At 34.7% G+C, this 26,941-nt stretch carries 32 protein-coding genes; 21 read left to right on the top strand and 11 right to left on the bottom strand.

Features of this window, described 5'->3' with window-relative positions; all coding sequences use genetic code 11:
- Nucleotides 1–28 precede the first annotated feature (28 nt).
- Genes UH1x_RS08335 through UH1x_RS08325 form a run of 3 tightly spaced genes read left to right on the top strand, consistent with a single transcriptional unit; the run spans nt 29 to nt 910 of the window.
- On the top strand, nt 29–361 hold the full coding sequence (locus UH1x_RS08335; protein WP_482626154.1) for a YtxH domain-containing protein: 333 nt from the start codon (nt 29–31) through the stop codon (nt 359–361).
- Nucleotides 362–709: a hypothetical protein gene (locus tag UH1x_RS08330; protein ID WP_482626153.1), complete on the top strand. Its 348-nt coding sequence runs from the start codon at nt 362–364 to the stop codon at nt 707–709. It abuts the gene before it with no gap.
- A gap of 6 nt (nt 710–715) precedes the next feature.
- A complete protein-coding gene (locus UH1x_RS08325) occupies nt 716–910 on the top strand; it encodes a hypothetical protein (RefSeq protein WP_276470658.1) in 195 nt (64 codons plus the stop codon).
- 90 nt (nt 911–1,000) lie between these two features.
- On the opposite strand, the gene UH1x_RS08320 is transcribed toward UH1x_RS08325, so the two are convergent.
- Nucleotides 1,001–1,468, bottom strand: a complete 468-nt coding sequence (locus UH1x_RS08320) for a Dps family protein (RefSeq protein WP_482626152.1) — start codon at nt 1,466–1,468, stop codon at nt 1,001–1,003.
- A gap of 107 nt (nt 1,469–1,575) precedes the next feature.
- On the bottom strand, nt 1,576–2,181 hold the full coding sequence (locus UH1x_RS08315) for a DUF2652 domain-containing protein (RefSeq protein ID WP_482626151.1): 606 nt from the start codon (nt 2,179–2,181) through the stop codon (nt 1,576–1,578).
- Between the two features lie 257 nt (nt 2,182–2,438).
- Here UH1x_RS08315 and UH1x_RS08310 point away from each other — a divergent pair, with 257 nt between their 5' ends.
- Nucleotides 2,439–3,515, top strand: a complete 1,077-nt coding sequence (locus UH1x_RS08310) for a DNA topoisomerase IB (protein WP_482626150.1) — start codon at nt 2,439–2,441, stop codon at nt 3,513–3,515.
- 15 nt (nt 3,516–3,530) lie between these two features.
- Here the strand turns inward: UH1x_RS08310 and UH1x_RS08305 are convergent, their stop codons facing one another.
- Entirely contained in the window at nt 3,531–3,743 is a 213-nt protein-coding gene (locus tag UH1x_RS08305) for a hypervirulence associated TUDOR domain-containing protein (protein WP_482626149.1), read from the bottom strand.
- A 266-nt stretch (nt 3,744–4,009) separates the two neighbouring features.
- On the opposite strand from UH1x_RS08305, the gene UH1x_RS08300 reads away from it, so the two are divergent.
- The 3 genes from UH1x_RS08300 (at nt 4,010) to UH1x_RS08290 (ending at nt 5,627) form a co-directional block, all read left to right on the top strand.
- Complete coding sequence (locus tag UH1x_RS08300) at nt 4,010–4,252, top strand: hypothetical protein (protein ID WP_482626148.1); 243 nt, start codon at nt 4,010–4,012, stop codon at nt 4,250–4,252.
- A 50-nt stretch (nt 4,253–4,302) separates the two neighbouring features.
- Nucleotides 4,303–4,752, top strand: coding sequence for a ferritin-like domain-containing protein (locus UH1x_RS08295; protein ID WP_482626147.1), 450 nt, complete (start codon nt 4,303–4,305; stop codon nt 4,750–4,752).
- Between the two features lie 182 nt (nt 4,753–4,934).
- Nucleotides 4,935–5,627 carry an SOS response-associated peptidase family protein gene (locus UH1x_RS08290; protein ID WP_482626146.1) on the top strand — a complete coding sequence of 231 codons (693 nt, stop codon included), beginning with the start codon at nt 4,935–4,937 and terminating at the stop codon, nt 5,625–5,627.
- Here the strand turns inward: UH1x_RS08290 and UH1x_RS08285 are convergent.
- Nucleotides 5,624–6,661: a helix-turn-helix domain-containing protein gene (locus UH1x_RS08285; protein WP_482626145.1), complete on the bottom strand. Its 1,038-nt coding sequence runs from the start codon at nt 6,659–6,661 to the stop codon at nt 5,624–5,626. The genes UH1x_RS08290 and UH1x_RS08285 overlap by 4 nt on opposite strands.
- Before the next feature lie 256 nt (nt 6,662–6,917).
- On the opposite strand from UH1x_RS08285, the gene UH1x_RS08280 reads away from it, so the two are divergent.
- The gene (locus UH1x_RS08280) at nt 6,918–7,100 is read left to right on the top strand and encodes a hypothetical protein (RefSeq protein WP_482626144.1); all 183 of its coding nucleotides are present in this window, start codon (nt 6,918–6,920) and stop codon (nt 7,098–7,100) included.
- Between the two features lie 70 nt (nt 7,101–7,170).
- Here UH1x_RS08280 and UH1x_RS08275 read toward each other — a convergent pair whose 3' ends face one another.
- Nucleotides 7,171–8,724 carry a hypothetical protein gene (locus tag UH1x_RS08275; protein ID WP_482626143.1) on the bottom strand — a complete coding sequence of 518 codons (1,554 nt, stop codon included), beginning with the start codon at nt 8,722–8,724 and terminating at the stop codon, nt 7,171–7,173.
- A gap of 76 nt (nt 8,725–8,800) precedes the next feature.
- Nucleotides 8,801–9,211 carry an arsenate reductase family protein gene (locus tag UH1x_RS08270; protein ID WP_482626142.1) on the bottom strand — a complete coding sequence of 137 codons (411 nt, stop codon included), beginning with the start codon at nt 9,209–9,211 and terminating at the stop codon, nt 8,801–8,803.
- A gap of 130 nt (nt 9,212–9,341) precedes the next feature.
- Here UH1x_RS08270 and cls point away from each other — a divergent pair, with 130 nt between their 5' ends.
- Complete coding sequence (gene cls / locus UH1x_RS08265; protein ID WP_482626141.1) at nt 9,342–10,769, top strand: cardiolipin synthase; 1,428 nt, start codon at nt 9,342–9,344, stop codon at nt 10,767–10,769.
- Nucleotides 10,770–10,828: 59 nt separating this feature from the next.
- A complete protein-coding gene (locus UH1x_RS08260; protein ID WP_482626140.1) occupies nt 10,829–11,398 on the top strand; it encodes a hypothetical protein in 570 nt (189 codons plus the stop codon).
- Between the two features lie 12 nt (nt 11,399–11,410).
- Here the strand turns inward: UH1x_RS08260 and UH1x_RS08255 are convergent, their stop codons facing one another.
- The 4 genes from UH1x_RS08255 to UH1x_RS08240 all read right to left on the bottom strand — a co-directional run bounded on the left by UH1x_RS08255 (nt 11,411) and on the right by UH1x_RS08240 (nt 15,734).
- The gene (locus UH1x_RS08255; RefSeq protein WP_482626139.1) at nt 11,411–12,928 is read right to left on the bottom strand and encodes a GH3 family acyl-acid amido synthetase; all 1,518 of its coding nucleotides are present in this window, start codon (nt 12,926–12,928) and stop codon (nt 11,411–11,413) included.
- A 119-nt stretch (nt 12,929–13,047) separates the two neighbouring features.
- A complete protein-coding gene (locus tag UH1x_RS08250; protein WP_482626138.1) occupies nt 13,048–14,034 on the bottom strand; it encodes a hypothetical protein in 987 nt (328 codons plus the stop codon).
- A gap of 135 nt (nt 14,035–14,169) precedes the next feature.
- A complete protein-coding gene (locus tag UH1x_RS08245) occupies nt 14,170–14,916 on the bottom strand; it encodes a hypothetical protein (RefSeq protein WP_482626137.1) in 747 nt (248 codons plus the stop codon).
- A 62-nt stretch (nt 14,917–14,978) separates the two neighbouring features.
- Complete coding sequence (locus UH1x_RS08240; RefSeq protein WP_482626136.1) at nt 14,979–15,734, bottom strand: sulfite exporter TauE/SafE family protein; 756 nt, start codon at nt 15,732–15,734, stop codon at nt 14,979–14,981.
- Between the two features lie 75 nt (nt 15,735–15,809).
- Between UH1x_RS08240 and UH1x_RS08235 the strand changes: the two genes are divergently transcribed.
- Nucleotides 15,810–17,621 carry a sodium:solute symporter family protein gene (locus tag UH1x_RS08235; RefSeq protein ID WP_482626135.1) on the top strand — a complete coding sequence of 604 codons (1,812 nt, stop codon included), beginning with the start codon at nt 15,810–15,812 and terminating at the stop codon, nt 17,619–17,621.
- Between the two features lie 117 nt (nt 17,622–17,738).
- On the opposite strand, the gene UH1x_RS08230 is transcribed toward UH1x_RS08235, so the two are convergent.
- Nucleotides 17,739–18,323 (bottom strand): riboflavin synthase, encoded by a 585-nt coding sequence (locus UH1x_RS08230; protein ID WP_482626134.1) that lies wholly within the window; start codon nt 18,321–18,323, stop codon nt 17,739–17,741.
- 138 nt (nt 18,324–18,461) lie between these two features.
- On the opposite strand from UH1x_RS08230, the gene pdxA reads away from it, so the two are divergent.
- The 10 genes from pdxA to UH1x_RS08180 all read left to right on the top strand — a co-directional run bounded on the left by pdxA (nt 18,462) and on the right by UH1x_RS08180 (nt 26,849).
- Complete coding sequence (pdxA, locus tag UH1x_RS08225; RefSeq protein WP_482626133.1) at nt 18,462–19,514, top strand: 4-hydroxythreonine-4-phosphate dehydrogenase PdxA; 1,053 nt, start codon at nt 18,462–18,464, stop codon at nt 19,512–19,514.
- Nucleotides 19,515–19,636: 122 nt separating this feature from the next.
- Complete coding sequence (locus UH1x_RS08220) at nt 19,637–20,167, top strand: YceD family protein (RefSeq protein ID WP_036150613.1); 531 nt, start codon at nt 19,637–19,639, stop codon at nt 20,165–20,167.
- A 7-nt stretch (nt 20,168–20,174) separates the two neighbouring features.
- Nucleotides 20,175–20,372 carry a 50S ribosomal protein L32 gene (gene rpmF, locus UH1x_RS08215; RefSeq protein WP_027065618.1) on the top strand — a complete coding sequence of 66 codons (198 nt, stop codon included), beginning with the start codon at nt 20,175–20,177 and terminating at the stop codon, nt 20,370–20,372.
- 233 nt (nt 20,373–20,605) lie between these two features.
- Nucleotides 20,606–21,598, top strand: coding sequence for a beta-ketoacyl-ACP synthase III (locus tag UH1x_RS08210; protein ID WP_482626132.1), 993 nt, complete (start codon nt 20,606–20,608; stop codon nt 21,596–21,598).
- A gap of 33 nt (nt 21,599–21,631) precedes the next feature.
- On the top strand, nt 21,632–22,123 hold the full coding sequence (gene accB, locus UH1x_RS08205; protein WP_396632813.1) for an acetyl-CoA carboxylase biotin carboxyl carrier protein: 492 nt from the start codon (nt 21,632–21,634) through the stop codon (nt 22,121–22,123).
- A gap of 84 nt (nt 22,124–22,207) precedes the next feature.
- Nucleotides 22,208–23,560, top strand: a complete 1,353-nt coding sequence (gene accC / locus UH1x_RS08200) for an acetyl-CoA carboxylase biotin carboxylase subunit (RefSeq protein WP_036150607.1) — start codon at nt 22,208–22,210, stop codon at nt 23,558–23,560.
- 82 nt (nt 23,561–23,642) lie between these two features.
- Complete coding sequence (locus UH1x_RS08195; protein ID WP_482626131.1) at nt 23,643–24,758, top strand: NAD(P)/FAD-dependent oxidoreductase; 1,116 nt, start codon at nt 23,643–23,645, stop codon at nt 24,756–24,758.
- A gap of 171 nt (nt 24,759–24,929) precedes the next feature.
- Nucleotides 24,930–25,541 (top strand): hypothetical protein, encoded by a 612-nt coding sequence (locus UH1x_RS08190; protein ID WP_482626130.1) that lies wholly within the window; start codon nt 24,930–24,932, stop codon nt 25,539–25,541.
- Nucleotides 25,528–25,998, top strand: a complete 471-nt coding sequence (locus UH1x_RS08185) for a 3-oxoacyl-ACP synthase (protein WP_482626129.1) — start codon at nt 25,528–25,530, stop codon at nt 25,996–25,998. Before UH1x_RS08190 ends, UH1x_RS08185 begins: the two co-directional genes overlap by 14 nt.
- A 14-nt stretch (nt 25,999–26,012) precedes the next feature.
- Nucleotides 26,013–26,849 carry an FKBP-type peptidyl-prolyl cis-trans isomerase gene (locus tag UH1x_RS08180; RefSeq protein ID WP_482626128.1) on the top strand — a complete coding sequence of 279 codons (837 nt, stop codon included), beginning with the start codon at nt 26,013–26,015 and terminating at the stop codon, nt 26,847–26,849.
- The last annotated feature ends 92 nt before the right edge of the window (nt 26,850–26,941 follow it).

Raw genomic sequence — 26,941 nt, 5'->3', positions numbered from 1 at the left:
GAAACGTTTAACCTTAAAAAATTATAACATGAATAATAGTGGAAATACATTATTGGCGATTATTGCAGGTTCTGCCATTGGGGCAGCCTTAGGAATTCTTTATGCACCTGACAAGGGTGAGAATACCAGAAGATTAATTGCCGATCAAGCAGCTGCAACAAGAGATAATTTTGCGGATAGTGCAGTTGATTTAAAAAATAGAGTCACTTCTAAAATGACTGATGAAAAGCAAACTTTGGACACTAGAGTTGAATCTTTAGTATCTGATTTAAGCTATAAGACAGAAGATGTAATATCAACTTTAGAGAAAAAATTGTCAGAGTTGAAAACGAAAAATAAAAAACTGCAGAAAACGGTATAAATGGGAGTTATTGATTCACTTAACGAAACGTCTAACAAGGCAATTGATGTAGGAGAGGTTTACTATAAAAAAACCCAAGAATACTATAGGCTTAAAGTGTTTCAACAATTAACGATGACCACTGGTATGCTGCTAAAAATGGCAGTTATGGGTGGTCTCGCTTTTTTGGCACTTATGTTCATTACTGTGTCTGGGGTTGTTTTCTTGGCAAACATTATTGAAAGCATGGTAGGTGCTTGTCTAATTGCAGGCGCCCTATTTTTAGTGTTGTTGGTTTTGGCTTATGTTTTTAGAAGTAAAATTGACAGCATGTTGGTAAGAAAGTTATCGGATAAATTCTTTAATTAAATAATTATGTACAAAAATTTTGAGGAGGTCGAGTTTAATTTGAAACGCTTAAAGTTAGAGCGTGAAATTGCTTTAGAGGAACTGAAAGGACTTAAACAAGATGTACAGGAAGATTTGAGTCCGTATAACTGGGTCTCTACCGCATTTTCCGCAGCCAAAAAATTTGGAATGCTCTATCTCATGCGTAAAGTGGTAAAATAATAAGTATACAATATTGTCGTAGCAAAGGCTACTGCATAAAAAAGCACCTTTATAAAGGTGCTTTTTTTATGTTTATTCTTTTAAATGTCGTTATTTTTTGTTCCAGGCATCTAACATCCAACTTACTTTTTCAATTTCGCCAATATAACCACCGATCATATCAATTGTACCTTCATCACCACCAGCTTCAGCTTTCTTGATGACCTTGTTCATTTGCTTTAAAAGTGTTTCGTGTTGATCTAAAATGTTTCGTACCATTTTGGTATCGGCAATTAGAGATGGCGTTTCTTTTATAGAAGACATTTCAAAATATTTTGAAAACTCGCTTGTTGGGTTGTGTCTTAAAGTTAAAATACGTTCTGCAATTTCATCAATCTTAATTCTTGCGTCTGTATACAGCTCTTCAAACTTTATATGAAGGTCAAAGAAGTTCTTTCCAGACACGTTCCAGTGATATCCTCTAAGGTTTTGATAGTATAAATTGTAATCTGCCAACAGCGTGTTTAATTCGTCAACTATCGGCTTTATATCTTTTGATTTTATATCTAAATAGCTCATAAAATTTTGTTTAATTGTTTTGAACAAAATTAATGAAGTTGATTCGTTAGTGTTAACTCAGATACCTACATGATGAACCCTTTAACGAATATTTTACGTGTAGATCACTATTCGTTTACCAAGGGTTTAAGGTTTATGTAAGAGTAGTTTATCTCTCCTACATGGTCATACTCAGTAGAGTTTTGCTTTAGCGAACCCCAATCGAATTGATCGTTCAGATTATTTTCTTTATAGTAGTTGGTTAGACCGTCTGTTAGTAAAAGATACTCGCTCAGTTTTATTTTATTCTTCAATAATTTATGGGCAATGATAAGGTCTTCACCAAAAAGCTTAATACTGTTGCCAACTTTGGTAAGGGCTATTTCTTTGCCGTAATGTAGAATAATTTTTAAGCCAAGTATATCTGGTATAGATGCAGCATCTTTATTTTTTTTATACTTTTTTCTAAGTGCATCAAGTTCTTTATAGAATTCAGTATAAAAAATTCTGCATTGGTCTATTAGATTTTCTAGACTTGGCATTTCTCCGGTCTTAAAAAAGAGAACCGCATCGCCTTCTATCTCTGAGACTTTTAGTCCAATTTTATTGGTGTAGATAATTTGATTTAAAAGCGCAGGAATAATTTTTGAACTCAGTTCAAAATCTGTTTCGCTCATAAACTCTGTAAATCCGCTTATGTCTGGTATACATATTAACATAGGTTCTCCTTTCATAAGCTTTGTATTTTATATAGTGTCAAGTTATACAACTTCTGGTGTTTAAAAGAATCCTTTTCAGAAAAATAATATCCCAATACCGCTAGTTGAAATAATAGTTCATGCGATATAAAGCGGTTTTAGGCTACAAAAGATTGTGATAGAACACTAATCTAGCAGCGCGAATTCTTATTTTTGTTTCATGTTGCAACAAAAATCATAAACAAAATTTCTTACCTAGTTTATGCGATGCAAATATTATAAAAAACCAATATATGAACTACTCTGAACTATTAGCAAGTGAACCACATGACGTAGCTGCGCATATGCATTTAAAATATGTAAATAGGGAAGCGCTATCTATACAGCGTATTAAAGAGAAGGATCAATTTCTATATCTACTAAAGAATAAACCGCTTAGTAAAAAAGCTGAATTAACTAGAATTAAAAAATTAGTGATTCCACCGGCATGGCAAGAGGTTAAAATAGCGCCTATTGCCAATGCTCATTTGCAAGCAGTAGGTTATGATGTAAAACATAGGTTGCAATACCGTTATCATGATCTATGGTTGAGGGTAAGAAACCGAACCAAGTTTTTAAGAATGCATCATTTTGGGGAAGCCTTACCTAATATTCGTAAAAAGGTAGATGAAGATTTACAGTTAGATGGGTGGCCTAAAGAAAAGGTTTTAGCCTTAATTGTTAGGTTAATGGAAGAGACCCATATTCGTATTGGTAATCGCCAATATGCAAAAAGAAATAAAACCTATGGCTTATCAACTTTAAGAACAAGACACTTAAAGACCAGTAAGAATAAGCTAAAGTTTGAGTTTACCGGCAAGAAGGGTAAAAAGCATAACATTACCCTTAATAATAGAAAATTAAGAAAATTGGTTTTACAATGTGAAGAAATACCAGGTTGGGACCTTTTTCAGTTTTTTGATGAAGACGGAACAAAAATGGGTGTGGATAGTGGTATGGTCAATGAATATTTGCAGGAAATTAGCGGAGACCTTTTTACGGCAAAAGATTTTAGAACCTGGTCTGGGACACTTATATTCTTTGAATCTCTTATTGAAAATGAAACTACAAAGGTAGAAAGCGAGATTAAAAAGAATATAATAAAAGCTTTTGACGACACCGCAAAGGCTTTAGGTAATACTAGAAATGTATGTAAGAAATATTATGTGCATCCGTTCGTAGTAAGTAAATATGAAAGAAATGAACTAGACGAAGCCATTAAAAAAGTAGCATCTACAAAAGCAACGGAAAACCAAACTGCCGCAGAGAAAGTGTTGATCAATTTAATAGCAGATTTTAATCCGTTACAGAGTTTAGCTAAAGAAAACTAATGGTTAATCAATAACTTAATCCGCACGTTCCACTTCGCTTTCGCTTTTTAAAACGTAATCACCATCTTCTTGTTTAATGTAAAGTGCCTTGTCGTCATCACTTCCATTTCTGGTCACTTCATTTCCTTTAATCGTCTTTATTGTTTTTGAAGTATATGTTTCTTCTACCTTACCTTGGGCAGTACCATTGCCCCAAGACCATTTTACGGTTGTACCTTTTCTAATCATAATATTTTTAATTTTTGTTTGTGCTTTCCATCACTTCTAGTGTTTGGAGAACAAGTGATGGAAACTACCTATATAAGATGCACAAACGTGAGAACTAATTTGATACTGCAAGTTCTAAAATCTAACAGTTTATTGTGTTAGAAGGGCACTATATTTTTAATCCTATACACCTGATTATTAACCCTATTCAAAGGAGTTAATGCTACTTTTTTTCAAGGTAAAAAAGACCGCTTATCTATTATAAATTTGAATTCAAAACAAAGCATATGTTAGATTTAGTAATAGGTATTTTGATAATGGGCATTTTGGGTTATGTAGGTCTATTAGTAAGAGATTATTTGGTGGATAGTACCTTAAATGATTTAACGGATGATGATGAAGATGCAATTTTTGAAATTGATATGGAGCATGTACTCATGTATTCAAATCAATCTAAAGCAAAAGACATTGGTGAACTAAAGAGAAAATTACAGGATTTTAAGAATAGAAATAAATTTTACAAGATGTAATTGTGGTTGACATCTATAAATAAAAAATCACATCATTAAAACAATAAGAAATGAGTACATATACAGAAGAAGTAGGAAACAAGTTGAACGAACTTTTAGAAAAAACGTACGATGCTGAGAAAGGGTTTAAGAAAGCAGCAGAGAATACAGAAAACAAGCAACTAAAGTCTTTCTTTGAAATCAAGGCAAAACAACGTTATGATTTTGGACATGAATTAAAAGCTGAAATCAAAACTTTTGGTCAAGAAATTGATAAAGGGGACAGCGTAACCGGTAAAGCACACAGAGCATGGATGGATGTGAAAGCCTTATTTTCTTTAGATAATGAAGAAGCTATGCTAGAAGAGGCAATTAGAGGAGAGAAAGCTGCTATTGAGGAGTATGATGATGTGTTGGAAGATACTTCATTACCATCAACAACGGCAACCATTTTAAGAAGCCAGAAAGAGGCTATTAAAAATGGCCTTTCAAATATTAAAATGTTGGAAGACATTAGTTAGAACTTGGTTTAAAGAATTAGAAAAGAGGCTATAATTAGCCTCTTTTTTTTGCTTTTATATGAGAGATTTACATTTTTTAATTGAACCTATTAGCTCTTTTTTAATGCGTTATCTTTTTATGTTTCTGCAACAAGAGTGCTATGGTTATTTGCCGAACTTTATGTTTAAAGCAAAAGATTGATATGTATTTTAAAATTTCGAATACAGCAAAAATGAAGGAGATAGAGCGAGATGTAAATGCTTTGTTCAAGTATCCAAATTTATATAAACCACAAGTGGTCATTAGTGGTTTAGCTGAGGTATCCATACCTATTATCACTATGAATGAACCAGACGCCATCAATTTGGCAATTTGGGGTTTACTGCCCAGTAATTTCAATGATGATTGGGAGTTGTTTCAAAAACTGACCAATACACTCACCATACCGGCACACAAATTAGAATCTGACATTTGGTACCATGATTCTTTCATGAATAGGCGATGCATAATTCCTGTTACGGGTTTCTTTACATCGGTATTAAAAAATGGAGAAATATATCCGTATCATGTTAGCTGCAAGAAAGGAGAAATTCTGTATTTAGCAGGCATCTATACCATTTTAGATGATGGTTTTATTACGTGTTCTTTATTGACGGGACCATTAGAAAGAGAAGTGGTCAATTTTCAGAACTTAGTAGATTATATGCCGGCAATTATTGACCGCGATGATAAATATGAATGGTTTTTTAGTGACACTACAATTGAAAGGGCCCAAGAGATATTGCAGCCGCCTCATAAAACAGATTTGGAGATAAGACCTATTGCCAAGAATTTATTCAATCAAGACATATCGTATGATAGTATGCTTATGCCGTATGAATATCCAGAGAATTAGTGTAAAGAAGAGTTTTTGTTTTTCAAGTGTTTTCTATAGTCTGTTGGCAGAATATCATAAGCTTCAAAGAAAATCTTAGAAAAGTAACTTCTACTTTTAATACCAATTGCATAGACTATTTCTGAAACCGTTAAGTCAGAATTTTTAAGGTAGTCCTTTGATATTTCTAATTTCAATTGTCTTACGTATTCATTCACGGTTTTTGAATATAGAATTTTGAATCCCAATTGCAGTTTTTTAGGGCTCAAGCCAGATTCTGCACTCAAAGTAGAAATAGATATATTTTCAGAAATATGTTCCAATATATAGGAAGTAAGATTATGGATTTTAAGAATATCTTCCTTTGAAATAGCTTCAGGTAAATTCATGTTTTCTTCAAAATTTTTATGTTCCAACAATTGCAACGATAGAATAAGGTAAAGTCTACCTTCTAAAGAAAGAGACCTTAACATACCGCTATGGGTATCATCATCGTTTAATAATTTAATTTCGTCTGCAATTCTTAAGCTAAAACTTCCCCCGTGTTGAAAAGCAGCCTCTCCTTTGCTATCGTTAAACAATGAAACCAATAGTTGATTTAATTGAGAAATATTATTGTTTTTCTTTTGTAAATACTCTTTACGGTTTATACGAATAAAATTGATTTTTAAATGTTCATCTTTTGGAAATAGAAAGGTTTTTTTCGCATCTCGTTTGTGAGATATTATCGTGTTTTGAAATTGTTCTAACCTGGTATATTTATCCGTATTATTCTCACTATACTTAAAGTATCCTTTACTGATAAAAATGAATTCAATGGGTGATAAATCTTGAGATTCAAAAACTAACTTGGTTTCCTCAGCTAGTTTCATGTTACAATCTATAAGAGAAACTCCCCAATTAAAATCTATAGTTCTTAAAGATCCTTTACCCACAGCATTATCAAAAGTTAAAACACTTTCGCCACAGTCCTCTAAAAGCTCTCCCTGAATACACATTTGTATTTGGGAAAACATATCGTCTGACTTTGAACTATTAATGGTTAACTCTTTCATTGTTTTATTTTATGCACAATGGCAATTGTACACTACAAAAAAACTAGAAAAAAGAGATTAACCTTAACACTTTCAAGATGTTAATTGACACAAATGCGCTTTTGGTAGATGAGTTAATATCCATTTTTTTACAACTAAGCGCTCTCTCTTAAAAAGCGCATCTTTGGTATGAAAGGTATTGGAAACTATATAGTTAACAAGTCATCCAATATACTTACATATTAAAATGTTAACCTAATTATTAAAATCACATATTATGAAAAAGTCACTATTAATGATCGTATTTGCATTTGCAACAATGAGCATTGCAACAAGCTGTAGAGAAGAAAAGACCACAGGAGAGAAAATTGAAGAAGGAATGGATGATGTTGGAGATGAAATTGAAGATGGAGCTGATGAAGTTGAAGAGGCGGTAGAAGATGCTACAGATGACAACTAGAATATAATATTGCTATGAAAAGAGAAGCCAGGCAGTGCAACTGCCTGGCTTTTTTACTTGTAAACCTTATTTAATCTTTTTTGCCATTGCCCGTTAATACACTTAACAATCCGTCTTGGAGATTAATCCATAAGTAATTGAAAAATGATTTATGCCTTACCCGTTCTGCAGAAATATCTCCGTATCTATAACCGTCTGCATCTGTTTTTGAACCATCGTTAACAAATAGATTACCAATGAATGAAAGAACTTTTTTTACTCCGTTTCTTTCTTTATTAAGTACTTGAAATTTAAAATCTTCATAACTCATTTTTATATCACCGGTAGAGGTATATTCATCTCCAGAAATAGTAAAATAGAGTTGATCTATAGTGCCTGTTGTCTTGGTTCTAAGATTGGGTACAAGAAAATCATTTAAGTTAGCCGTGTTGAAATTTGATAGTCCTCCAGAAATAAGAAAAGTGCTTTTTGGATCAAAAACATTGAACTGCCAATCTAGATGAAATTTACCAGCACCCATAAGGTTGGCATTTAGTTTAATTTTTAAAGGATCTTCATTTTCAATATTAGAAAGATTACTAATGGCTACGTCTAAATTTTCAAAACTTAGAGCTCCTGCAGATGCATTATTTGGAATATCTTCTTCATACACAATTGCTCCTTTTTTAATAAAAACGGAGTCAATTGCAACTTTAAATGGCAGTTTTTGCAATAATTTGCCATAAAGTGGCTTGTTTTTGAAATCTTCTAATCTAGATTTGTCCCTGTAGATTTCTAAATATGGTTCAGACAGAAGTAATTCTTGAAAATTAATATGAAGAGAATCGTTTGTTGCCAAATATTTATGATTGTCAACTTTTAGTAATGGAATAAACAAGTCTATATGATCACGTTCATACCTGATTTTTTTGCTCAATTCTGACTTGGAGTATATAGTTTCAAGAGAAATGTTATTGATGTCAATAGTGGAGTTATTGACTACCATAGATTTCATTTTCAGCTTTTCGAATTCACCTAATGGAGCATTAAAATTTAGAATTTCAATTTGGTAGTTGTCAAAGGTAAAAGGAACATATTTCTTAATGATATCTGGATCGGTAACTACTTGCTTTAAGGAGAGATTAATTTCGTCTACTGCAATCAATTTTACATCTTCGCTATGATCCCAAATTTCAACAACGCCAGATTCAAATATAAGTTCTTCAACAAATATTTCTTTTAATAAATTTATAGGGTTGCTCTTATTGGCATCATCGTTATCCGTGCTTTCAGGACATGTTTTAAAATTGAGATGCGGTTTACTAAGTGTTAGGTTTTTAATGAAGATAGAATTCTGAAATAGAATTTGCCAATAGCTAAAGCCTGTTACCGACAGCTCATCTGCATTCACCTTTATTTCACATGAAGAAGTTTGTTTCCCTAAACTTACTACGGCAACATCCGTAAATGCGATATCTCCACTTAGTAAACTAATGGTAAGTTCATCATATGAAAAATCTATATGGTCAGGAACTTTTCGCTCTAGAAAGCTAATTATTTCTTTCTTCATCCTCCATTCGGCAAGCATATAGCCGCCAACGCAGATAATAAAAAATAGTAAAATCCATTTTAAAATCTTTGACATAAGGTAGTTATTAGAAAGTAATTTAAGGTATAGACACCCTATGTGCAGAAGAAGACCTTATAGGGTAATAAGGCTTTTATTTATACGGCTTTTCTATTCCGGCACTATCAGGATCCATATATTGCTTAAAGTCTGATGCACTTGTAAGTTCAATAAATTCTTTCCCTTTAATAACAATGGCATTTTTAAGTAAGCTTGGGTTCTTATCCAATATTTTCAACCAACCATCATCATCAAGATTTACAGTGTCTTCACCGTAGGCATCTTTAAAATCCGGGTGGTCTGTATTCACCAAATCGGAAATATTTTTACCAAGACCATCTGCTAATTCTGCCCATTGGGTACCGGTTACATTGGTTTTAGAAATGTCTATTGTTAAATGTTCTTTACCAGAAGACTCCACATAAGCATTTAATTGTTTGCCTATTGAGTTTTCTGAACTGTAGTATAATGTTATCTGTTTTTTATCCATAGCAATTACTCCCATTACTTTTTTTTAAATGTACTTACATCTAGCGCCAGTAATTAACTCGTTTAGTACTAAAAGTGTCTTGATTGGATTTTTAAGCCCAAGGGTGGGGTTATTTATGGTATATTGATGATAAACAATAATTAAGGTGGTAAATACTATTTTTTGGTTTGCTTATATAGCAGTTACTCTATGGAGTATTGTCAATATAATTTTTAATGGATCAAAGGCAACTAAGATGATTAGTTGGTCTTTGTCTGTTATTATATTTCCTTTTTTAGGACCACTATTATACTACCTATTCGGTATCAACAGAAGAAAATTTAAACTCTTTAAATTAAAGCAGACCGAAAAAAGAAGACTGTATTCAGAAACCCATAAAGAGCTTGAGGGTGGTGAACAAAGTGTGCATAAATTTGATGATTATAAGCATGATAAACTTGCTACACTTATTAGAAAAAACAGCTTTTTTGCACCTTATGATGGTAATGAAATCACCTTGTTAAATGATGGTGAAGAAGCATTCGGAGCCATTTTTAAGGCAATAGAAGAAGCCAAAGATTTTATACATCTTCAATATTATATTTTAGAAGAGGGTATGCTGTTAGACAAATTTCATGACCTGTTTGCTAAAAAAGTAAAAGAAGGGGTAGAAATTAGAATGTTGTATGATTCTTTTGGAAGTAATTCTATGCGCGGCAAGCGAGTAGAACGTTTTAAAGAATTAGGGGTAAAAGCCTATTCTACAATGCCAATTAGATTCGGTAATCTATTGTTTACCCTTAACTACAGAAATCATAGAAAAATTATTATAATTGATGGCAAGGTAGGTTTCACTGGCGGATTCAATGTATCCGATAAATATATGAAACCGGTATCTGAGCTAGGTGTTTGGCAAGATTTACATCTTAAAATAGAAGGTCCTGCGGTAAATAGTTTGCAACGTGTTTTTGTAAAAGACTATCATTTTGCGGGTAAGGAAGAATTGTTACTTCAAGACAAGTATTTTCCAAAAGTAGAACCTGTTGGTAATACGGTAACACAGATAATTTCAAGTGGTCCGGATTCTAAATTTCCAGCTATTATGCAGCAATATTTGGCAATGATCAATATTGCAACTAAAAGCATCTGCATAGCCAACCCTTATTTTATTCCTGGAGAACCGGTATTGGAAGCCATAAGAATTGCAGCTTTAAGTGGAATTGAAGTAACATTGCTGACTCCTAAAATATCAGATTCCTTATTAGCGCAATACAGTATGTTTTCCACTTTTGAAGCTTTGCTTGAAGTTGGGGCGAATATTTACCTAAGACCAGATTTTTCTCATAGTAAGGTGATAATTATAGATGGTGAAGTTGTTTCTGTAGGTTCGGGTAATTTTGATTACCGAAGCTTTGAGCACAACTTTGAAACCAATGCAATACTGTATGACAAAGAAAAAGCATCGCATATAGAAAGACTTTTTACAAAGCACTGTACAGATGATGCAAAAGTAGATTTAGAAAAGTTTAAAAAGAGATCACCCTTTAGTAAATTTTTAGAAGGTCTCGCCAAATTCTTTAGTCCGTTACTATGATATTGACCCAATTCAAAAAAACAATAAATTTCATAATCCTATTAATATTAAGTTACCCTATGGTTGCATCCGCACAACATACTATTCCCCTTGTAATTAAAGAAGAAGCGAAAATTGCACTTTCTCACTATCCTGAGCTTACAGATGTGGCTATAGAATTTAAGTTTAAAAAAGAAATCAAGAAGTCAACAATGCAAGCGCAGCCTTCATTCTGGAGCGTATTTAAGTCTAAGAAAAATAGGTCTTATAATATTTTGATCAGTGAAAGAATAAAGATTGCAGATTCTGTGTATTACACAAAAGATATACCGTCAGAAATTATGATTGGCTGGCTGGGGCATGAACTAGGACATATTATGGACTACCAGCAGCGAAGCGGTTTTAATTTAATAGGCTTTGGGTTTAAATATGTAACTTCTGAAAATTATATACGTGATGCGGAAAGACGTGCAGATTCTTTTGCAGTAGCGCATGGAATGGAAACATATATTCTGGCTACCAAAGAGTTTATCCTCAAGAAAGCAGGTTTAACACCAGAGTATGTAGATCGCATCAAAAAACTGTATTTATCTCCTGAAGAAATTATGTTGTTGGTGGAAGAAAGAGATGCTATAGGTCAAGATAAATAAGCAGTTATAACACTACTTGTTAACGAATGCTTCCCATTCGGCAAACTTTTTCTCTTTCATAACACGTTCCATCTTTACTTGTCCGCCCTTCTTTTTGTTACTATCGTTCCACTCGTAAAATATATCAGGGTTTACGGTAAAAACTTTCACTCCTTTTAAAGCTTTTGACCTAGCAACCTTATAATTTTTATTGGCAGCCTTTAAAGATTCATCTAGTTTTTCAGCTATAGCTTCAGCGTCTTGTGTTGCTGTAGTACCCAAATACCAAGTGTGGTAAAATCCGTCCTCGTACTTTTTGGCACAAAGGGTATATTCAGGTATTTCAATATCAAAAGTTTCCATGATGTCTTGTAGTGCATCATCCAATTTATTGACAGATAATTGCGAACCTACCGTATTTAAGAAGAATTTGGTACGCCCTGTAATTTTAATTTCGGCACGTTCCACATCGGTAAACTCAATGGTATCACCAATAAGATAGCGCCAAGCACCACTAACTGTGCTGATTATAAGCACATAGTTCTGACCGGTTTCAACCTCTGATAAAGTTAGGGAAGGAGCATCTTGAGAAAGAGAACCATCTTCTAAAATATAATCAGGATTAAAGGGAACAAACTCAAAATAGATTCCGTTATCCGTTACTAGTTTCATGGCATCGGTTTCTGGTCTTGCTTGAAAGGCAATAAACCCTTCGGAAGCTAAATAGGTGTCAATTACCGTTACCGGTTTCCCCATTAAGGCATTAAAACTCTTTTCATAGGGTCCAAATGCAACTCCGCCAGAAGTGTACACCTGCAGGTTTGGCCAAATCTCGTGAATGTTGTTGAGGTTGTGCTTTTTAATGACTTCTTTCAACATTAACTCGATCCAAGATGGTATTCCGCTAAGAGCACCAATATCCCAATCTGCAGCTTTTTCGGCAATTTTAGCAACACGCTCGTCCCAGTCATCAATTTTGGCAATTTCTTTTCCGGGTTTATAGTAACCACTAAACCAAGATGGAATATTACTGGCACTAATACCGCTGATTTCACCTTCTAAATGGTCGTCGTTTTCAACCAAATCAGTAGAACTGCCCAGCATTAAAATTCCCGTTTCAAAGAAATCTGCCGGAAGATCAAAATTCGAAATTGCTAACACTTGTTTAATACCTGCTTGTCTAATAGCATCTATCATAGCATCGGTGACCGGAATACGTTTGCTTGTTTTACCCGTTGTACCAGAACTCAGTGCAAAATAATCAGGACTACCGGGCCACGTTACATCGGTCTGGTCTTCGTGCAATTTATGCCACCATTTTTCATTGATTTGATTATAATCGAAATAAGGCACGGCATCACGAAATGCTTGCTGCGGATGATCACTTTCTAGAATATTATTGAAGTCATAGGCTTTACCAAAAGAAGTATCTTTTGCGGTTTCTAAAAGGTTTTGAAGAACAGCTTTTTGATCTTCAATAGGTTTATCATCACCAGTAATTTTGTCGGTAATATCGATAACTCCTTTTATAAAATTTCCTATGATATTCATGTGTAACGGTATTTTAGGTTAGTACTGCTAAATTACTGGTTACGTGGGGTAAAGATTAACCCTAATCTTAAATATGTGGACTTTATTGGGTTGGCGGTTTAAGGATATAGCTTTAATTTCTAATTGGACCATTTTATAATCCAAGCCATTAGTTCATCTTTATCTACTGCAAGCCAAGTAGCAGCAGTATTCTTTTTTTCTGTTTTACTTTCATGTGGATAAAATATCACTAAATCTGACTTCTCATTTCCCGTCAATTTTAATTGAGCAATGAGACCGACCATATCTGGTCCATTATTGTCAATTGTAGTCTTTCTTTTCTTTTCTAACCAGTATTCTATAGCAACTTCCATGTAAGCTCTTACCGGATAGTTTTTAAAATATTTAATTTTTCTATCGGTTTTGTCTGAATAGCTGTAAGATGAAAAATTAAGATAGTTCTCAAGATTTGAAGTTGGACTACCTTTAAGATTTTCCTCAAGTATAAAATTTGAGAAAGACCCTTCCCAAACAGCACCTTCGTCATAATTAATTCTTCTATCTCTATTGCCTTCATTGTATTGTCTTACCCAATCTAATGGTGCATCGCAAATAACGAGTCCAGATATGTTAAATGCGAAATCAGGACTATTTTTTTCTTGATATTCAACATATTTTAAGGCTCTATGTCCAGATAGACCAACACCAATTAAGAATACATTATTATTCGGTAAATTATTTTTGTCGAAAGCCCTCTCGATTATTTTATGCGCATCTATAATTGAGTTCTCAGAGAAAAAGAAGTCCAATGGTATTTCTGTTGAAACAGATAAAACAGCATACCCGGCTATATTTGCCTGAGTATACAATTGTTTTGCACTCATATTCTTTTTGTCAAATTCAGAACCCTCAAAAAAGATAATTACCCCAGAAATATTCGATGTATTATCTGGTTTGGCAAGTGTATATCCTTTTTCAATATATTCAAGAAAATCAGTGTCAAGTTCTCCGATTCTTAAACTGTCTTTTTTTGCTTTTTGATATTCTTCAACGATGTTTTGTCCATTAGTATTTGAAAAAGCCAGTAATGAAAGTAAAGCCAGTAATGATTTTAATCCAATTTTCATTTTTTACACAATTTGACAATTATACTAAGAATTCAACCTAAAGATACAACTCTAACTAAGCATAATAAGCATAGCTCCCACAGAAATCAACACCAAAATAATTCTATTAATTGGACTTGTTTCTTTGGTAATATATTATTTGCCTACTATTTGAATATTGCCACATTTTGCATGCGATGTCCAAATCTTAGATGACACAAAATTGTATCTCAATAGCATTTCCCAACTTTCATTGTGGTATCTATATAGTAGGGTGTAACCTTCACCTTTACAACGGTGGTTTTCAAAAACAGAAATTTTAGCATATTTATGGTCTTTCGAAAATATTGGTTTAGAAATTTGAAAGTATATATTCTCTTCTTCATTAATTTCCTCGTCAATTTCCCAAGCTTTAACCACTTCTTCGTTAAGTTTTTTATTTTCCCAAATCTTATTTTTATTCCAAAGAAGTTTTTTCTTTACTACTATAGAATGGCGTTTTTTATTTCTTAAAATACTATCGTATTTCCTGGGACTAATATTATACTTTACAAAAATGATACTCTTTGCTAGAGGTGGAGAAAACCTTTTATACTTATTACTAGACAGAGTTTTTACATTTTTTAAAGAGTAGTTTGTCCAGTCTATAATTTCCTCATTTGATTTATATATCAAGTCTAAAGGAAAATTATTGCTTACCGATTTTAATTCTCTTATTTGATATTTTTGAAGCGAATCGTTTATAATAGGTTCTTCTAAACCTTCTTTAAATAATAAATAGTGCTCAAAGTCTTTCGGAAAATCATGATCAATAACACCTTCAACTAAACTTGCAGTCATCGAATCTTGACCGAATATATTTAAGACAGAAAAAATTGAAAGTATTAAAATATAATTTTTCATCTAGTATCGAAAAAGGTCTTTAAAATTGATTTTCACACCAAAATAAATCAAACTTAAAAATTCTAACTAAGCATAATAAGCACAGCACCCACAGCCGTTAATACTAAAATCATCTTTCTAAAGAAAGCTTCTTTAATGTGTTTTATAAATCGAACTCCAACGAAAAACCCTAAAAGAATACCAGGTAAAAGCATCAAGTTCAATTGTAAAGATTCAATAGATATGGTTTTCCAGATGAAAAAATGAAATGGAAGTTTAATGATATTTACAATTAAAAATAACCAAGCAGCCGTACCTATAAATTGATTTTTTGGCAAGCGCATGGCTAAAAAGTAAATGTTAGAGAAAGCTCCGGCTAAATTACCCACCATGGTGGTAATACCGGCTATGGTACCAATGGCTCCGGCAAATGTCCAGTGAGATGGTACGTTCTTGTCCTTTTTGCGATCCCAATAAAACATCATACCAACGGTAATGATGATTATGATTGCCATGGCTATTTTAAAGAACTTTTCGGGCAGTTCGTTTCCTATGAATACACCTATTAATAAACCAACGAGCATCCACGGTAATACTTTAAAGACATATTTCCACTGTGTATATTTATTATAGTAGATAACGGAAAATATATCAGCAAGAACTAAAAGAGGTACCACCATGCCTGTAGACTGTCTTGCACCAAATGCCAAAGCCATTATGGTAACGTTCAAAACAGCAATTCCTTTAATGCCCGCTTTAGATAATCCTATAATGAAAGTGGCAATTGATGCCAAAATCCAAGCTGTTGGGGTAATTTCTGTAGTTATTGATAGTAGCACGAGGTACGTTTAGCGTATTAGGTATAAGAATGTCCTAAAATAATATATCTTTAACAATCAACCTAAAACCAACTTATGGAACTCAGTACGCTAGACTATAGTTTTATTATAGTTTTCTTCTCCCTTGTCTTAGGCATAGGGTTTTATGTATCAAAAACATCGGGTAAAAATTCATCGGAGTTTTTTCTATCGGGTCGTACTATGCCATGGTGGTTGCTAGGTCTTTCAATGGTGGCAACAACATTTTCAACGGATACGCCCAATTTGGTAACAGATATTGTGCGTACCAACGGTGTTTCTGGTAACTGGGTTTGGTGGTGTTTTTTGATTACTGGAATGTTGACCGTTTTCGTTTATGCAAAACTATGGCGTAAATCGAACGTAAATACCGATTTAGAGTTCTACGAAATGCGATATGGCGGTAAACCGGCAAGTTTCTTAAGAAAATTTAGGGCAGTTTATTTAGGAGTGATTTTCAATGTAATAACCATGTCTGCCGTAACATTGGCAGCGATTAAAATAGGTAGCATAATGCTAGGTCTAGAACCTTGGCAAACGGTTGTAAGTGCTGGTCTGATTACAGTAACCTTTAGCGCCCTTGGCGGATTCAAAGGGGTAGTATATACCGATTTCCTTTTATTCTTTGTAGCAATGGCAGGGGCAATTGGCGCTGCTTATTACTTAGTGAATATACCAGAGGTTGGTGGTATTGAAGCTTTAATGGCAAATGAAAATGTTTCTGAAAAACTAAACATCCTTCCAGATTTTAGTAACAAGAAAGCGTTGATTACGTTGTTTATAATTCCCTTAGCCGTACAATGGTGGAGTTCTTGGTACCCAGGTGCAGAGCCGGGAGGTGGTGGTTATATTGCGCAACGTATGTTGGCGGCAAAAGATGAAAATCATGCAATTGGCGCAACGTTCTTTTTTAATATAATGCATTACGCGCTAAGACCATGGCCATGGATCTTAGTGGCTTTGGCATCTATCGTGGTATACCCGGATTTAGCAAGCATACAAGAAGCTTTCCCAAATGTTACGGCAGATAAATTAGGTCATGATTTAGCATATTCTGCCATGTTGACCAAACTACCTAGTGGATTATTGGGTGTTGTGTTGGCATCCTTGGTAGCTGCGTATATGAGTACTATTAGTACACAGTTAAATTGGGGGTCGTCATATATTGTATTTGATTTTTATAAGCAGCAGATAAACCCGAATGCATCTGAAAAAAGATTGGTGGCCGTAGGTAGAATTTCAACCATTGTTTTAATGTTGTTTAGTGCAGCATTGGCTTTGCTGCTTCAAAATGCACTTCAGTTATTTGATATTTTGTTGGCATTTGGTGCAGGTACTGGACTCATATTTATCTTAAGATGGTTCTGGTGGAGGATTAATGCTTGGAGTGAGATTACGGCAATGTTTGCATCGGGTATTATTTCTATTATATTAAAATTGACTCCCGTTGGTGCATATCTTTTTGCAACGGAAACAGGCGTATTACCAGACTGGTCTGAGTATATATTTATAGTAGTTGTAACTACGATTATTTGGTTGATTGCCACTTTTATGACGCAGCCAGAATCAAATGATACCCTAAGAAGCTTTTACAAGAAAATACAACCAGGTGGTCCCGGTTGGTCAAAAGTAGTTGCCGATGCAAAAACAGATGCCGTTAAGATTGTAGAAGATAAAGAGAAGTGGAGTGTGCCTGCAGGTGTAACCGCTATGTTGTTAGGCGTAATTCTAATTTATTCTATAATGTTCGCTACCGGTTATTGGATTTATGGAAGAACTACGCAAGCCATTGTTTTAACCGTAGTATCAGCAATTGCAGGTGTGTTATTGGTAAAAGCTTGGAATCGCCTAAAAGGAAACATCTTATAACATCCGTGCAAAAAAGGATAATATCGTTTAGGGCTACATTCTTATATGAGCTATGTTGTTATATGAATAGTCTTATATAACTGCCTTATATTTTGTAAAATGTATTAGGCAGACAGATTATTTCGCCATCAACTTTGCAACATACTTCCCAATAACATCAAACTCCAGGTTTACGATGGTACCCGGTTTATAGGTGTTAAATCTAGTATGTTCGTAGGTGTAAGGTATAATAGCTACGTCAAAAGAATTTTTTCCAGAATTAACAACAGTTAAACTAGTACCGTCAATGGTAATAGATCCTTTTTCAATGGTGGGGTTACCAGTATTTATATCGTAGGTGAAAGAAAATATCCAACTACCATTATCTTCTTTTACGCTAGTACATTCGCCAGTTTGATCTACATGACCTTGAACAATATGGCCGTCTAACCTAGACCCTAAAATCATGGCACGTTCCAAGTTTACAACATCATTGGTTTTAAGCGTATCTAAGTTAGTTTTATTCAGTGTTTCTGCAATAGCAGTTACCGTGTAAGTAGTATCGGTAAGACTTACAACCGTTAAGCAAACGCCGTTATGTGCAACACTTTGATCTATTTTAAGTTCAGGAGTTAAGCTAGATTCTATAGTGATATCTAAGTTTCCGCCTTTGGCTTCCAGAGAAGTAACTTTACCTAATGTTTCAATAATTCCCGTAAACATGTGTCGTTTAATTTAAGTAATTTTGTCGTTTAATATGTGTCCCAATATTTAAATTAGGACGACCACTTTGCTTCTCCTTTTGGAAAGTCAAAACCAATTTCAAGGTTTTTAAGTGGGGTTACAAAGGTACAGATTATCATGGAGGAAAATAGGAAAATAAGGTTAGGCATCTCAATAGGGGACTTAAACGGAATAGGATGTGAAGTTGCATTGAAAACATTCCAAGACAGCAGAATGTTAGACTTCTGTACTCCCGTTATTTTTGCCTCTAATAAAACGATTTCCTTTCAAATGAAGCAGTTGAAACTTAATGTTGTTTTCAACGGAATTCCAGATGCTTCAAAAGCAATAGATAATAAGGTCAATATTGTAAATGTTTGGAAAGAAGTGCCAAGAATTGATTTTGGACAAGCAACTAAAGCTGGTGGTGAATATGCCATTAAATCTTTAAGAGCAGCGGTAGATGCATTAAAAAAAGGAGATATAGATGTGTTGGTAACGGCACCGATCAACAAGAACAATATTCAGTCAGACGAATTTAAATTTCCAGGACATACAGACTTTTTAGCACAAGAGCTAGATGGTGAGAGTTTAATGTTTATGGTAACAGATACCTTAAAGGTAGGTTTGTTGACCGATCATGTAGCGGTAAAAGATGTCTCTGCAGCTATAATACCAAGGTTAATACGCGATAAGATCAATACTATTGAAAAATCATTGAAGATGGATTTTGGTATTCGCAAACCAAAAATAGCTTTACTGGGTATAAATCCGCATAGTGGAGATAACGGAGTAATTGGCAAAGAAGACGATGAGGTAATGAAGCCAGTGATAAAAGAAATGTCAAATATGGGTCATTTAGTATACGGACCCTACTCAGCAGATAGTTTTTTTGGATCTGATGGTTATAAAAAGTTCGATGCTATTTTAGCGGCATATCATGATCAAGGGTTAATTCCTTTTAAAACCATTGCATTTGGTCAAGGTGTAAATTTCACGGCAGGCTTAAGTAAAGTGAGAACATCTCCAGATCATGGAACAGCCTATGAAATAGCAGGAAAAGGCTTGGCAGACGAGAGTTCTTTTAAAGAAGCGGTCTTTATGGCATTGAAGATTTTTAAGAACAGAACCGAGTTTGAAGAGCTTACGAAAGACGTATTAAAAAAGCAACGTTTAAAGAGAGAACGTTAAAATTTAGTTAGATTAAAAAGTTATAAAGATAAATAGTTGATAACTATTGTCTTTTATCAAAATTATAGTATCTTTGCACCCGCCTTTTGTGGGCGATTAGTGTTAATTTAAGTGTGTACGTGATGAAGCAAAAGGAGTTCAATATTCCTTTCTCAGGATTGAAGCAAGGAAAACACAACTTTAATTACCAGATTGACAATACGTTCTTTGATTCTTTTGGATATGATGAGTTCAACGCTGCCAGCATCAATTTAGATGTGGTACTTCATAAAACAAGTACTATGATGGAGGTTGATATGGAAGCATCTGGAACAGTGAATGTTGATTGTGACATTACTAGCGAACCGTATGATCAAGCTATAAGCGGAGATTTACATTTGGTGGTAAAGTTTGGTGAAGAGTATAATGACGAGAATGATGAAATATTGATTCTTCCTCATAACGAGCACCAATTGAACATTGCGCAATACGTGTATGAAATGCTAGTATTGGCAGTTCCGCAAAAAAGAATTCACCCTGGTATTGAAGATGGCACTTTAGAATCTGAAGTGTTAGACAGGTTAAAGGAGCTTCAACCAAAAGAGAAAAGATCAGATAAAGAAGAAAACGATCCCAGATGGGACGCATTAAAGAAACTATTAACGGATAAATAAGGTTTAAATGGCACATCCTAAAAGAAAAATTTCCAAAACAAGGAGAGACAAAAGAAGAACACATTATAAAGCAGTAGCACCTACATTGGCTACCGATTCTACAACTGGCGAGACTCACCTTTTTCACAGAGCTCACTGGCACGAAGGTAAATTACATTATAGAGGTCAAGTTTTGGTTGACAAAACTGAAGAAGCAGAAGCTTAAGAACCTTTTACATTATACTATACTCCCACTTCATTTGAAGTAGGGAGTTTTTTTTAGCCCAATTTGTATTTTACGCCCTTGTTACTCAGATAAATTAACTGATAACAGAGGTATGGCTATTAATTGCAATTTTTCAAAAACCCGATAACTTTACCCAAAAAGTCGTTGAAAATCACTAATTTTCATGACTTTTGACAGGTTTTTTAAGTTTTTTACAAGAAAGCAAATAAAGTATGACCAAAATTACAGCAGCTATTACCGCGGTAGGAGGCTATGTTCCCCAGTTTGTAATGACCAATAAAATGCTAGAGGATTTGGTTGAAACCAATGACGAATGGATTACTACCAGAACGGGCATTAAGGAAAGAAGGGTACTTAAAAAGGAAGAGGGAGAAGGTACGTCGTATTTAGCCATTAAAGCGGCACAAGACCTAATGGAAAAGAAGGGGCTAGATGCTTCTGAAATAGACCTTATTATAGTTTCTACGGCAACACCAGATAGTATGGTTGCTTCTACAGCAGCTTTCGTGGCTTCAGAAATAGGAGCGGTCAATGCTTTTGCCTATGATTTATTGGCGGCCTGTTCAAGTTTTCTTTTTGGCATGTCCACAGCCGCCGGTCATATAGAAACCGGTAGATATAAAAAAGTATTACTAATAGGTGCAGATAAAATGTCATCTATTATTGATTATACCGACCGTACCACATGTATTATTTTTGGGGATGGTGCCGGCGCAGTTCTTTTTGAACCTAATACAGAAGGTCTTGGTCTACAAGATGAGTATTTGAGAGCGGACGGTAGTGGTAGACAATATTTGGGCATGGAAGGTGGCGGATCTCTGATGCCAGCTACTATAGAAAGTGTTACCAATAAAAAACACTTCATTTTTCAAGAAGGAAAAACGGTATTCAAATTTGCCGTCTCTAATATGGCAGATGTAGCGGCAAAGATCATGGATAGAAATGATCTTACCGAGTCAGATGTAGATTGGCTAGTGCCACATCAGGCGAACAAACGTATTATTGATGCTACAGCCAAAAGAATGGGTGTAGGTGATTCAAAAGTGTTGATGAATATTCAACGTTACGGTAATACTACATCAGCAACATTACCATTATTATTATTTGATTACGAAAAACAGCTTAAAAAAGGAGATAATCTTGTATTTGCAGCCTTTGGTGGCGGTTTTACATGGGGTTCTATTTACCTTAAATGGGCGTATTAACTAACATCAACTACCAATTATAACTTAGAAAATATGGATATTAAAGAAATTCAAAGCCTTATCAAGTTTGTTGCCAAGTCTGGCGCTAGCGAGGTAAAACTGGAAACGGATGATATTAAGATCACCATTCGTACCGGAAGCTTAACTGGTAATTCTGAACCAACTTACGTGCATACTATGCCTATGGCACAGCCAGCAGCAGCGGCACCGATAGCGGCCGCACCTGCAGCTCCTGCAGAAGCAGCTACACCAGCGGCACCTGCAGCAGAGGCGGAAGACGATAAGTATATTACAATAAAGTCTCCTATCATTGGTACATTCTACAGAAAACCTTCTCCAGACAAACCTGTTTTTGTTGAAGTAGGTCAGACAATTGGTACTGGAGATGTACTTTGTGTTATTGAGGCAATGAAATTGTTCAACGACATAGAATCTGAAGTTTCTGGTAAAATCGTTAAGATTTTGGTAGACGATTCTTCACCGGTAGAGTTTGATCAACCATTATTCTTGGTAGATCCTTCTTAACTAAATTTTGAGTAGTTATTGTTAGATACCGCTGTTCTGCGGTGTGTAAGAATTATGTAGAACCAAGAACTTAAAATTTAAAAGATGTTTAAAAAAATACTGATTGCCAATAGGGGAGAAATCGCTTTGCGTGTTATCCGTACCTGTAAAGAAATGGGTATTAAAACGGTAGCCGTATATAGTAAGGCAGATGAAGAAAGTTTACATGTGCGTTTTGCAGATGAGGCTGTATGTATTGGTCCTGCCGCTAGTAGTGAATCCTATTTAAAGATCCCAAATATAATTGCAGCTGCAGAGATTACAAATGCAGATGCCATTCACCCAGGCTATGGTTTTCTTTCAGAAAATTCAAAGTTCTCACGTATCTGTGCAGAACATGATATAAAATTCATTGGTGCCTCTGGTGATCAAATAGACAAAATGGGAGATAAGGCTACGGCCAAAGAAACCATGAAAGAAGCTGGCGTGCCTTGTGTACCAGGTTCAGAAGGTCTATTGAAAGATGTTGCAGATGCCAAGAAGATAGCGAAGAAAATGGGCTATCCGGTAATGATCAAAGCTACTGCCGGTGGTGGTGGTAAAGGTATGCGCGCCGTTTTTTCCGAAGATAAAATGGAAGAGCTTTTTGATAGTGCCGTTAACGAAGCAACTGCTGCTTTTGGTAATGGTGGTATGTATATGGAAAAGCTGATCGAAGAGCCAAGACATATTGAAATTCAAATTGTTGGTGATCAATTCGGTAAAGCATGTCACTTGTCAGAAAGAGATTGTTCTGTACAACGTCGTCACCAAAAGTTGACAGAGGAGACTCCGTCACCTTTCATGACAGATAAGTTGAGAGAGCAAATGGGTGAAGCTGCGGTTAAAGCTGCGGAATACATAAAATATGAAGGCGCTGGTACCATAGAATTTTTGGTAGATAAGCACCGTAAGTTCTATTTTATGGAAATGAATACTCGTATTCAAGTAGAGCACCCTATTACAGAGCAGGTTATTGATTACGATTTAATTCGTGAGCAAATACTTGTAGCTGCAGGTGTGCCGATTTCAGGTAAAAACTACCTTCCAAAATTACATTCTATTGAGTGTAGAATTAATGCGGAAGACCCATATAATAACTTTAGACCATCACCAGGTAAGATTACAACCTTACATACGCCAGGTGGTCATGGTGTACGTATGGATACGCATGTATATAGTGGGTACAGTATTCCTCCAAACTATGATTCTATGATCGCAAAACTGATCACTACTGCCCAAACTAGGGAAGAGGCGATCAACAAAATGAAGCGTGCTTTAGATGAATTTGTAATTGAGGGAATTAAAACGACTATTCCTTTCCACAGGCAGTTAATGGACCACCCGGATTATTTGGCAGGTAATTATACGACAGCCTTTATGGACGATTGGAAAATGGATCCTCAACCAGAAAATTAATAACGAACTCCAACAGCAATGTTGGAGTTTTTTTATGTTCTTTTTTAAGATTGATTTTTTATCTTATATCAAAAATGCAACTATGAATTTAAGCTACTGGGAACGTGCATCTTGGTTTTCTAATATCGATTTTACTATTGTAGGTAGTGGAATAGTAGGTTTAAACTGTGCTTTAGAATTAAGACGAAAGCATCCTAAAGCACGTATTCTTATTTTGGAAAAAGGGAAGCTTCCGCAAGGTGCCAGTACCAAAAATGCAGGGTTCGCCTGTTTTGGTAGTGTTTCTGAAATTTTATCAGACCTAAAAACACATTCAGAACAAGAAGTACTGCAATTGGCTCAAGACCGGTTTCATGGAATACAATCGCTACGTACGTTGTTAGGGGATGATGCAATTGGTTATCAGAATAATGGCGGACACGAATTATTTTTAAATCAGGATGCAGCGTTATATGAGAGCTGTCTAAAGGAATTAACATGGATAAATGAGCTACTACGGCCCGTCTTTAAGAATGATGCCTTTAAAATCACGCCAAATAGTTTTAATTTCAATGGAATAAAAAGTAATTACATTTCTCAGGTATTTGAAGGGCAAATTAATACCGGTAAGATGATGTCAGCTTTAGTGCAATTAGCACAGCAAAAAGGCATTACAATTGTAAATTCAACCCAAGTACATTCTTTTGAAGATGCAGGTGCAAAAGTAATAGTCAGAACAGATGACCTGGAATTTATGACCCAAAAATTACTGATAGCGACAAATGGTTTTGCTGCTCAACTACTGTCGGAGAACGTAAAACCTGCACGGGCACAAGTATTGATTACAAAACCAATTAGAGACTTGCATATAAAAGGAACATTTCATCTAGAAGAAGGCTACTATTACTTCCGCAATATTGATGATCGAATTTTGTTGGGGGGTGGTCGCAATCTGGATTTTAAAACCGAAGAAACTACTGACTTTGGCACAACCCGTTTAATAGAAAATAAACTCCTAGAGTTGTTGAAATCAGTCATTTTACCAAATACCGTTTTTGAAATTGATTACAGCTGGAGTGGTATAATGGGTGTAGGTCAACAAAAGAAGCCAATAGTAAAACAAGTAACCAACAATGTTGCATGCGGTGTCCGCTTAGGTGGTATGGGTATTGCCATTGGTAGCACTATAGGTAAAAAGCTTGCCAATATATTAGACTAATGAAATATCCCATTCAACCAATTTTTTAGAAATCTTATTCAAAACGTAGGTATACTCTTATATTTATTTATAAATTGTACGTCCCCTTAGATTATCTATTACCCAAAATGCACTTAACGGTTTACCTAGAACAGTAAACTTGAAAGTTGGTTTGTAATAGCATTATACTATATGAAAATATTTATTGAAAGAGTGGTTATGGCTGTACTTACAGTTGTAATTGGCATTACTTGTTTGGCAAGCTGCGGATTAACCAAAACTCATTATCAGCGAGAATACGCCAGGGTTTGGAAAGAACATATTAAAAGCGAGGCTTGGAAACAATCGCTTATTACAGCTAATTCGTATACAAAAGACGATTTATATGCCAGTACAGATGCTGAAGTGCCACTAGCTGATGATGATATCGTGGAATCTAGATTTCATTCTAAATATGAATCTTTAGTATCTAGAGCTTATTTTAAAATTATTACCGAGGCAGAAAAAGCAGATGCACAAATTACGGCAGATTATAAATTGCTAAACGAAAGCGAGTCAGCCGTAAAAGTTGATAAGAAGAAAATTCAAGCAATAACAAAACGATATGAAGCTCATAAAGCAATGCTAAACGGACTTAAATCATGGAATATTTTTAGTGATGATCGCTCTGGTGATTTGGACTATTTTAAAGCTGAAAATGAAATAGAGATTCAAAACTTGATAAGTGGTGGTGAAAGTGATAATCAAATCGTAAATTACTTGATCTATAAACTAGCAGATCTGTATCACATTGAAGGAAACTGAATTACTTGATAACTTAAAGAAAGACGCTCATAATTTTTGCTTGCAATTTGTTGAAGATAGGTCAACTAGAATACAGAATCAAATTAAAGAATTAGAGTCTGCCTTAACCACAGAGACCAAGAGTAGCGCCGGTGATAAGCACGAAACTGGTCGTGCAATGATCCAGTTAGAGCGAGAAAAGTTAGGCCAACAGTTGGCAGAATTAGAAAAAACGCAACAACTACTATCAAAAGTACCAATAGATAGAAATGCCCCAACCATAGGTTTAGGAAGTTTGGTTGTTACAGATGCCTTCATATATTACATAGCTATATCTGCAGGAGAATTTAAAAGCAAACCTAAGTCCGTCTATTGTATTTCTGCCGCAACACCTATTGGTAAACTCGCCTTTGGTAAAGCAGTAGGCGATGTTTTTAGTTTTAATGGAAAGGAGTTGGTTATTGTTGGTGTAATATGATTTCAACTATTAATATGAAAAAGATCTTTCTTCTTTTTGTTTTAATTATTTCATTCTGTTCTTGTAATCAGGGGGGTAAAGAGGAGAGAAGAGATATAATATTAGGTGATACTATAATTACATCTAGTGGATTAAAATATATCTTTTTAAAAGAGGGTAACGGCAGACCAATTCATTCGAGATCTAAAGTGGAAGCATATATGGATTTGTACCTAAATGAATCTGATTCCATTTTTTGGTCAACATCCACAGAAGAAGATTCTATTATTAGATTTATTCATGGGGTAACTTTTATGATTGATGGGTTTGAAGAACTAAATAACTACTTGGTTGAAGGAGATGAGATAACTGCTATTCTACCAGATTCAATTGCTTATGGAAAGGAAGGTGGTAATGGAGTACCAGCGGCTGCTACTTTAATTTACAATCCATTAATCGTAAAAAAAGTTTCAGAACCTAAAAGGTTAATAAGTGATACACTTCAAATCATTACTACCGAAAAAGGTTCTCAAGCTGCAATTAACTTTTATAGTAAAACAATAAATAGTGAGATAAAAGAGGAGTTTCATGCGGATACGGAATTAATATATAATTTACTTGATTCGCTAATAGATAAAAAATTTTATCAGGAAACTGAAAAATTATCAAAGTATTTTGAAAAAAGAACCAAGAATGTTTTTGAGTTACAAACCTTTGCTTATTATGAAATGCTTGGGTTAGAAGAGCAAGGTAAAGTCAATGACGCTATGCTAATTGTAGATGAGCAACTTGAGAAAGAATCGCATTGGGAATGGTGGGGTGATAAAAGAATCGAATTATTACAGAAGCTAGACTCCTTGCAAGTAAATTAGTGGTTTGCTGAAATAGAAAGACTTGACTAAACTTTTTAAATAGGATTTGGTTAAATTGTTACTTAGTTCAACTCAATTAATAATTACAGCCA

The sequence above is a fragment of the Maribacter sp. UH1 genome (assembly GCF_056839145.1).
The sequence above is the reverse complement of the archived record's forward strand: the minus strand, read 5'-3'. Positions and strand labels throughout refer to the sequence as shown.

Bases quoted from the DNA above. Each gene is read 5' to 3' on its own strand.
- UH1x_RS08330 (WP_482626153.1), top strand. From the start codon at position 362: ATGGGAGTTATTGATTCACTTAACGAAACGTCTAACAAGGCAATTGAT.
- UH1x_RS08245 (WP_482626137.1), bottom strand. From the start codon at position 14,916: ATGAAAAATTATATTTTAATACTTTCAATTTTTTCTGTCTTAAATATA.
- pdxA (WP_482626133.1), top strand. From the start codon at position 18,462: ATGGAGGAAAATAGGAAAATAAGGTTAGGCATCTCAATAGGGGACTTA.
- UH1x_RS08255 (WP_482626139.1), bottom strand. From the start codon at position 12,928: ATGAATATCATAGGAAATTTTATAAAAGGAGTTATCGATATTACCGAC.
- UH1x_RS08290 (WP_482626146.1), top strand. From the start codon at position 4,935: ATGTATTTTAAAATTTCGAATACAGCAAAAATGAAGGAGATAGAGCGA.
- UH1x_RS08195 (WP_482626131.1), top strand. From the start codon at position 23,643: ATGAATTTAAGCTACTGGGAACGTGCATCTTGGTTTTCTAATATCGAT.
- UH1x_RS08220 (WP_036150613.1), top strand. From the start codon at position 19,637: ATGAAGCAAAAGGAGTTCAATATTCCTTTCTCAGGATTGAAGCAAGGA.
- UH1x_RS08270 (WP_482626142.1), bottom strand. From the start codon at position 9,211: ATGGGAGTAATTGCTATGGATAAAAAACAGATAACATTATACTACAGT.
- UH1x_RS08315 (WP_482626151.1), bottom strand. From the start codon at position 2,181: ATGAAAGGAGAACCTATGTTAATATGTATACCAGACATAAGCGGATTT.
- UH1x_RS08305 (WP_482626149.1), bottom strand. From the start codon at position 3,743: ATGATTAGAAAAGGTACAACCGTAAAATGGTCTTGGGGCAATGGTACT.
- UH1x_RS08180 (WP_482626128.1), top strand. From the start codon at position 26,013: ATGAAAAAGATCTTTCTTCTTTTTGTTTTAATTATTTCATTCTGTTCT.
- UH1x_RS08230 (WP_482626134.1), bottom strand. From the start codon at position 18,323: ATGTTTACGGGAATTATTGAAACATTAGGTAAAGTTACTTCTCTGGAA.
- UH1x_RS08210 (WP_482626132.1), top strand. From the start codon at position 20,606: ATGACCAAAATTACAGCAGCTATTACCGCGGTAGGAGGCTATGTTCCC.
- UH1x_RS08295 (WP_482626147.1), top strand. From the start codon at position 4,303: ATGAGTACATATACAGAAGAAGTAGGAAACAAGTTGAACGAACTTTTA.
- UH1x_RS08310 (WP_482626150.1), top strand. From the start codon at position 2,439: ATGAACTACTCTGAACTATTAGCAAGTGAACCACATGACGTAGCTGCG.
- UH1x_RS08260 (WP_482626140.1), top strand. From the start codon at position 10,829: ATGGTTGCATCCGCACAACATACTATTCCCCTTGTAATTAAAGAAGAA.
- UH1x_RS08280 (WP_482626144.1), top strand. From the start codon at position 6,918: ATGAAAAAGTCACTATTAATGATCGTATTTGCATTTGCAACAATGAGC.
- UH1x_RS08285 (WP_482626145.1), bottom strand. From the start codon at position 6,661: ATGAAAGAGTTAACCATTAATAGTTCAAAGTCAGACGATATGTTTTCC.
- UH1x_RS08300 (WP_482626148.1), top strand. From the start codon at position 4,010: ATGTTAGATTTAGTAATAGGTATTTTGATAATGGGCATTTTGGGTTAT.
- UH1x_RS08325 (WP_276470658.1), top strand. From the start codon at position 716: ATGTACAAAAATTTTGAGGAGGTCGAGTTTAATTTGAAACGCTTAAAG.
- accB (WP_396632813.1), top strand. From the start codon at position 21,632: ATGGATATTAAAGAAATTCAAAGCCTTATCAAGTTTGTTGCCAAGTCT.
- UH1x_RS08335 (WP_482626154.1), top strand. From the start codon at position 29: ATGAATAATAGTGGAAATACATTATTGGCGATTATTGCAGGTTCTGCC.
- UH1x_RS08275 (WP_482626143.1), bottom strand. From the start codon at position 8,724: ATGTCAAAGATTTTAAAATGGATTTTACTATTTTTTATTATCTGCGTT.
- accC (WP_036150607.1), top strand. From the start codon at position 22,208: ATGTTTAAAAAAATACTGATTGCCAATAGGGGAGAAATCGCTTTGCGT.
- UH1x_RS08250 (WP_482626138.1), bottom strand. From the start codon at position 14,034: ATGAAAATTGGATTAAAATCATTACTGGCTTTACTTTCATTACTGGCT.
- rpmF (WP_027065618.1), top strand. From the start codon at position 20,175: ATGGCACATCCTAAAAGAAAAATTTCCAAAACAAGGAGAGACAAAAGA.
- UH1x_RS08190 (WP_482626130.1), top strand. From the start codon at position 24,930: ATGAAAATATTTATTGAAAGAGTGGTTATGGCTGTACTTACAGTTGTA.
- UH1x_RS08235 (WP_482626135.1), top strand. From the start codon at position 15,810: ATGGAACTCAGTACGCTAGACTATAGTTTTATTATAGTTTTCTTCTCC.
- UH1x_RS08320 (WP_482626152.1), bottom strand. From the start codon at position 1,468: ATGAGCTATTTAGATATAAAATCAAAAGATATAAAGCCGATAGTTGAC.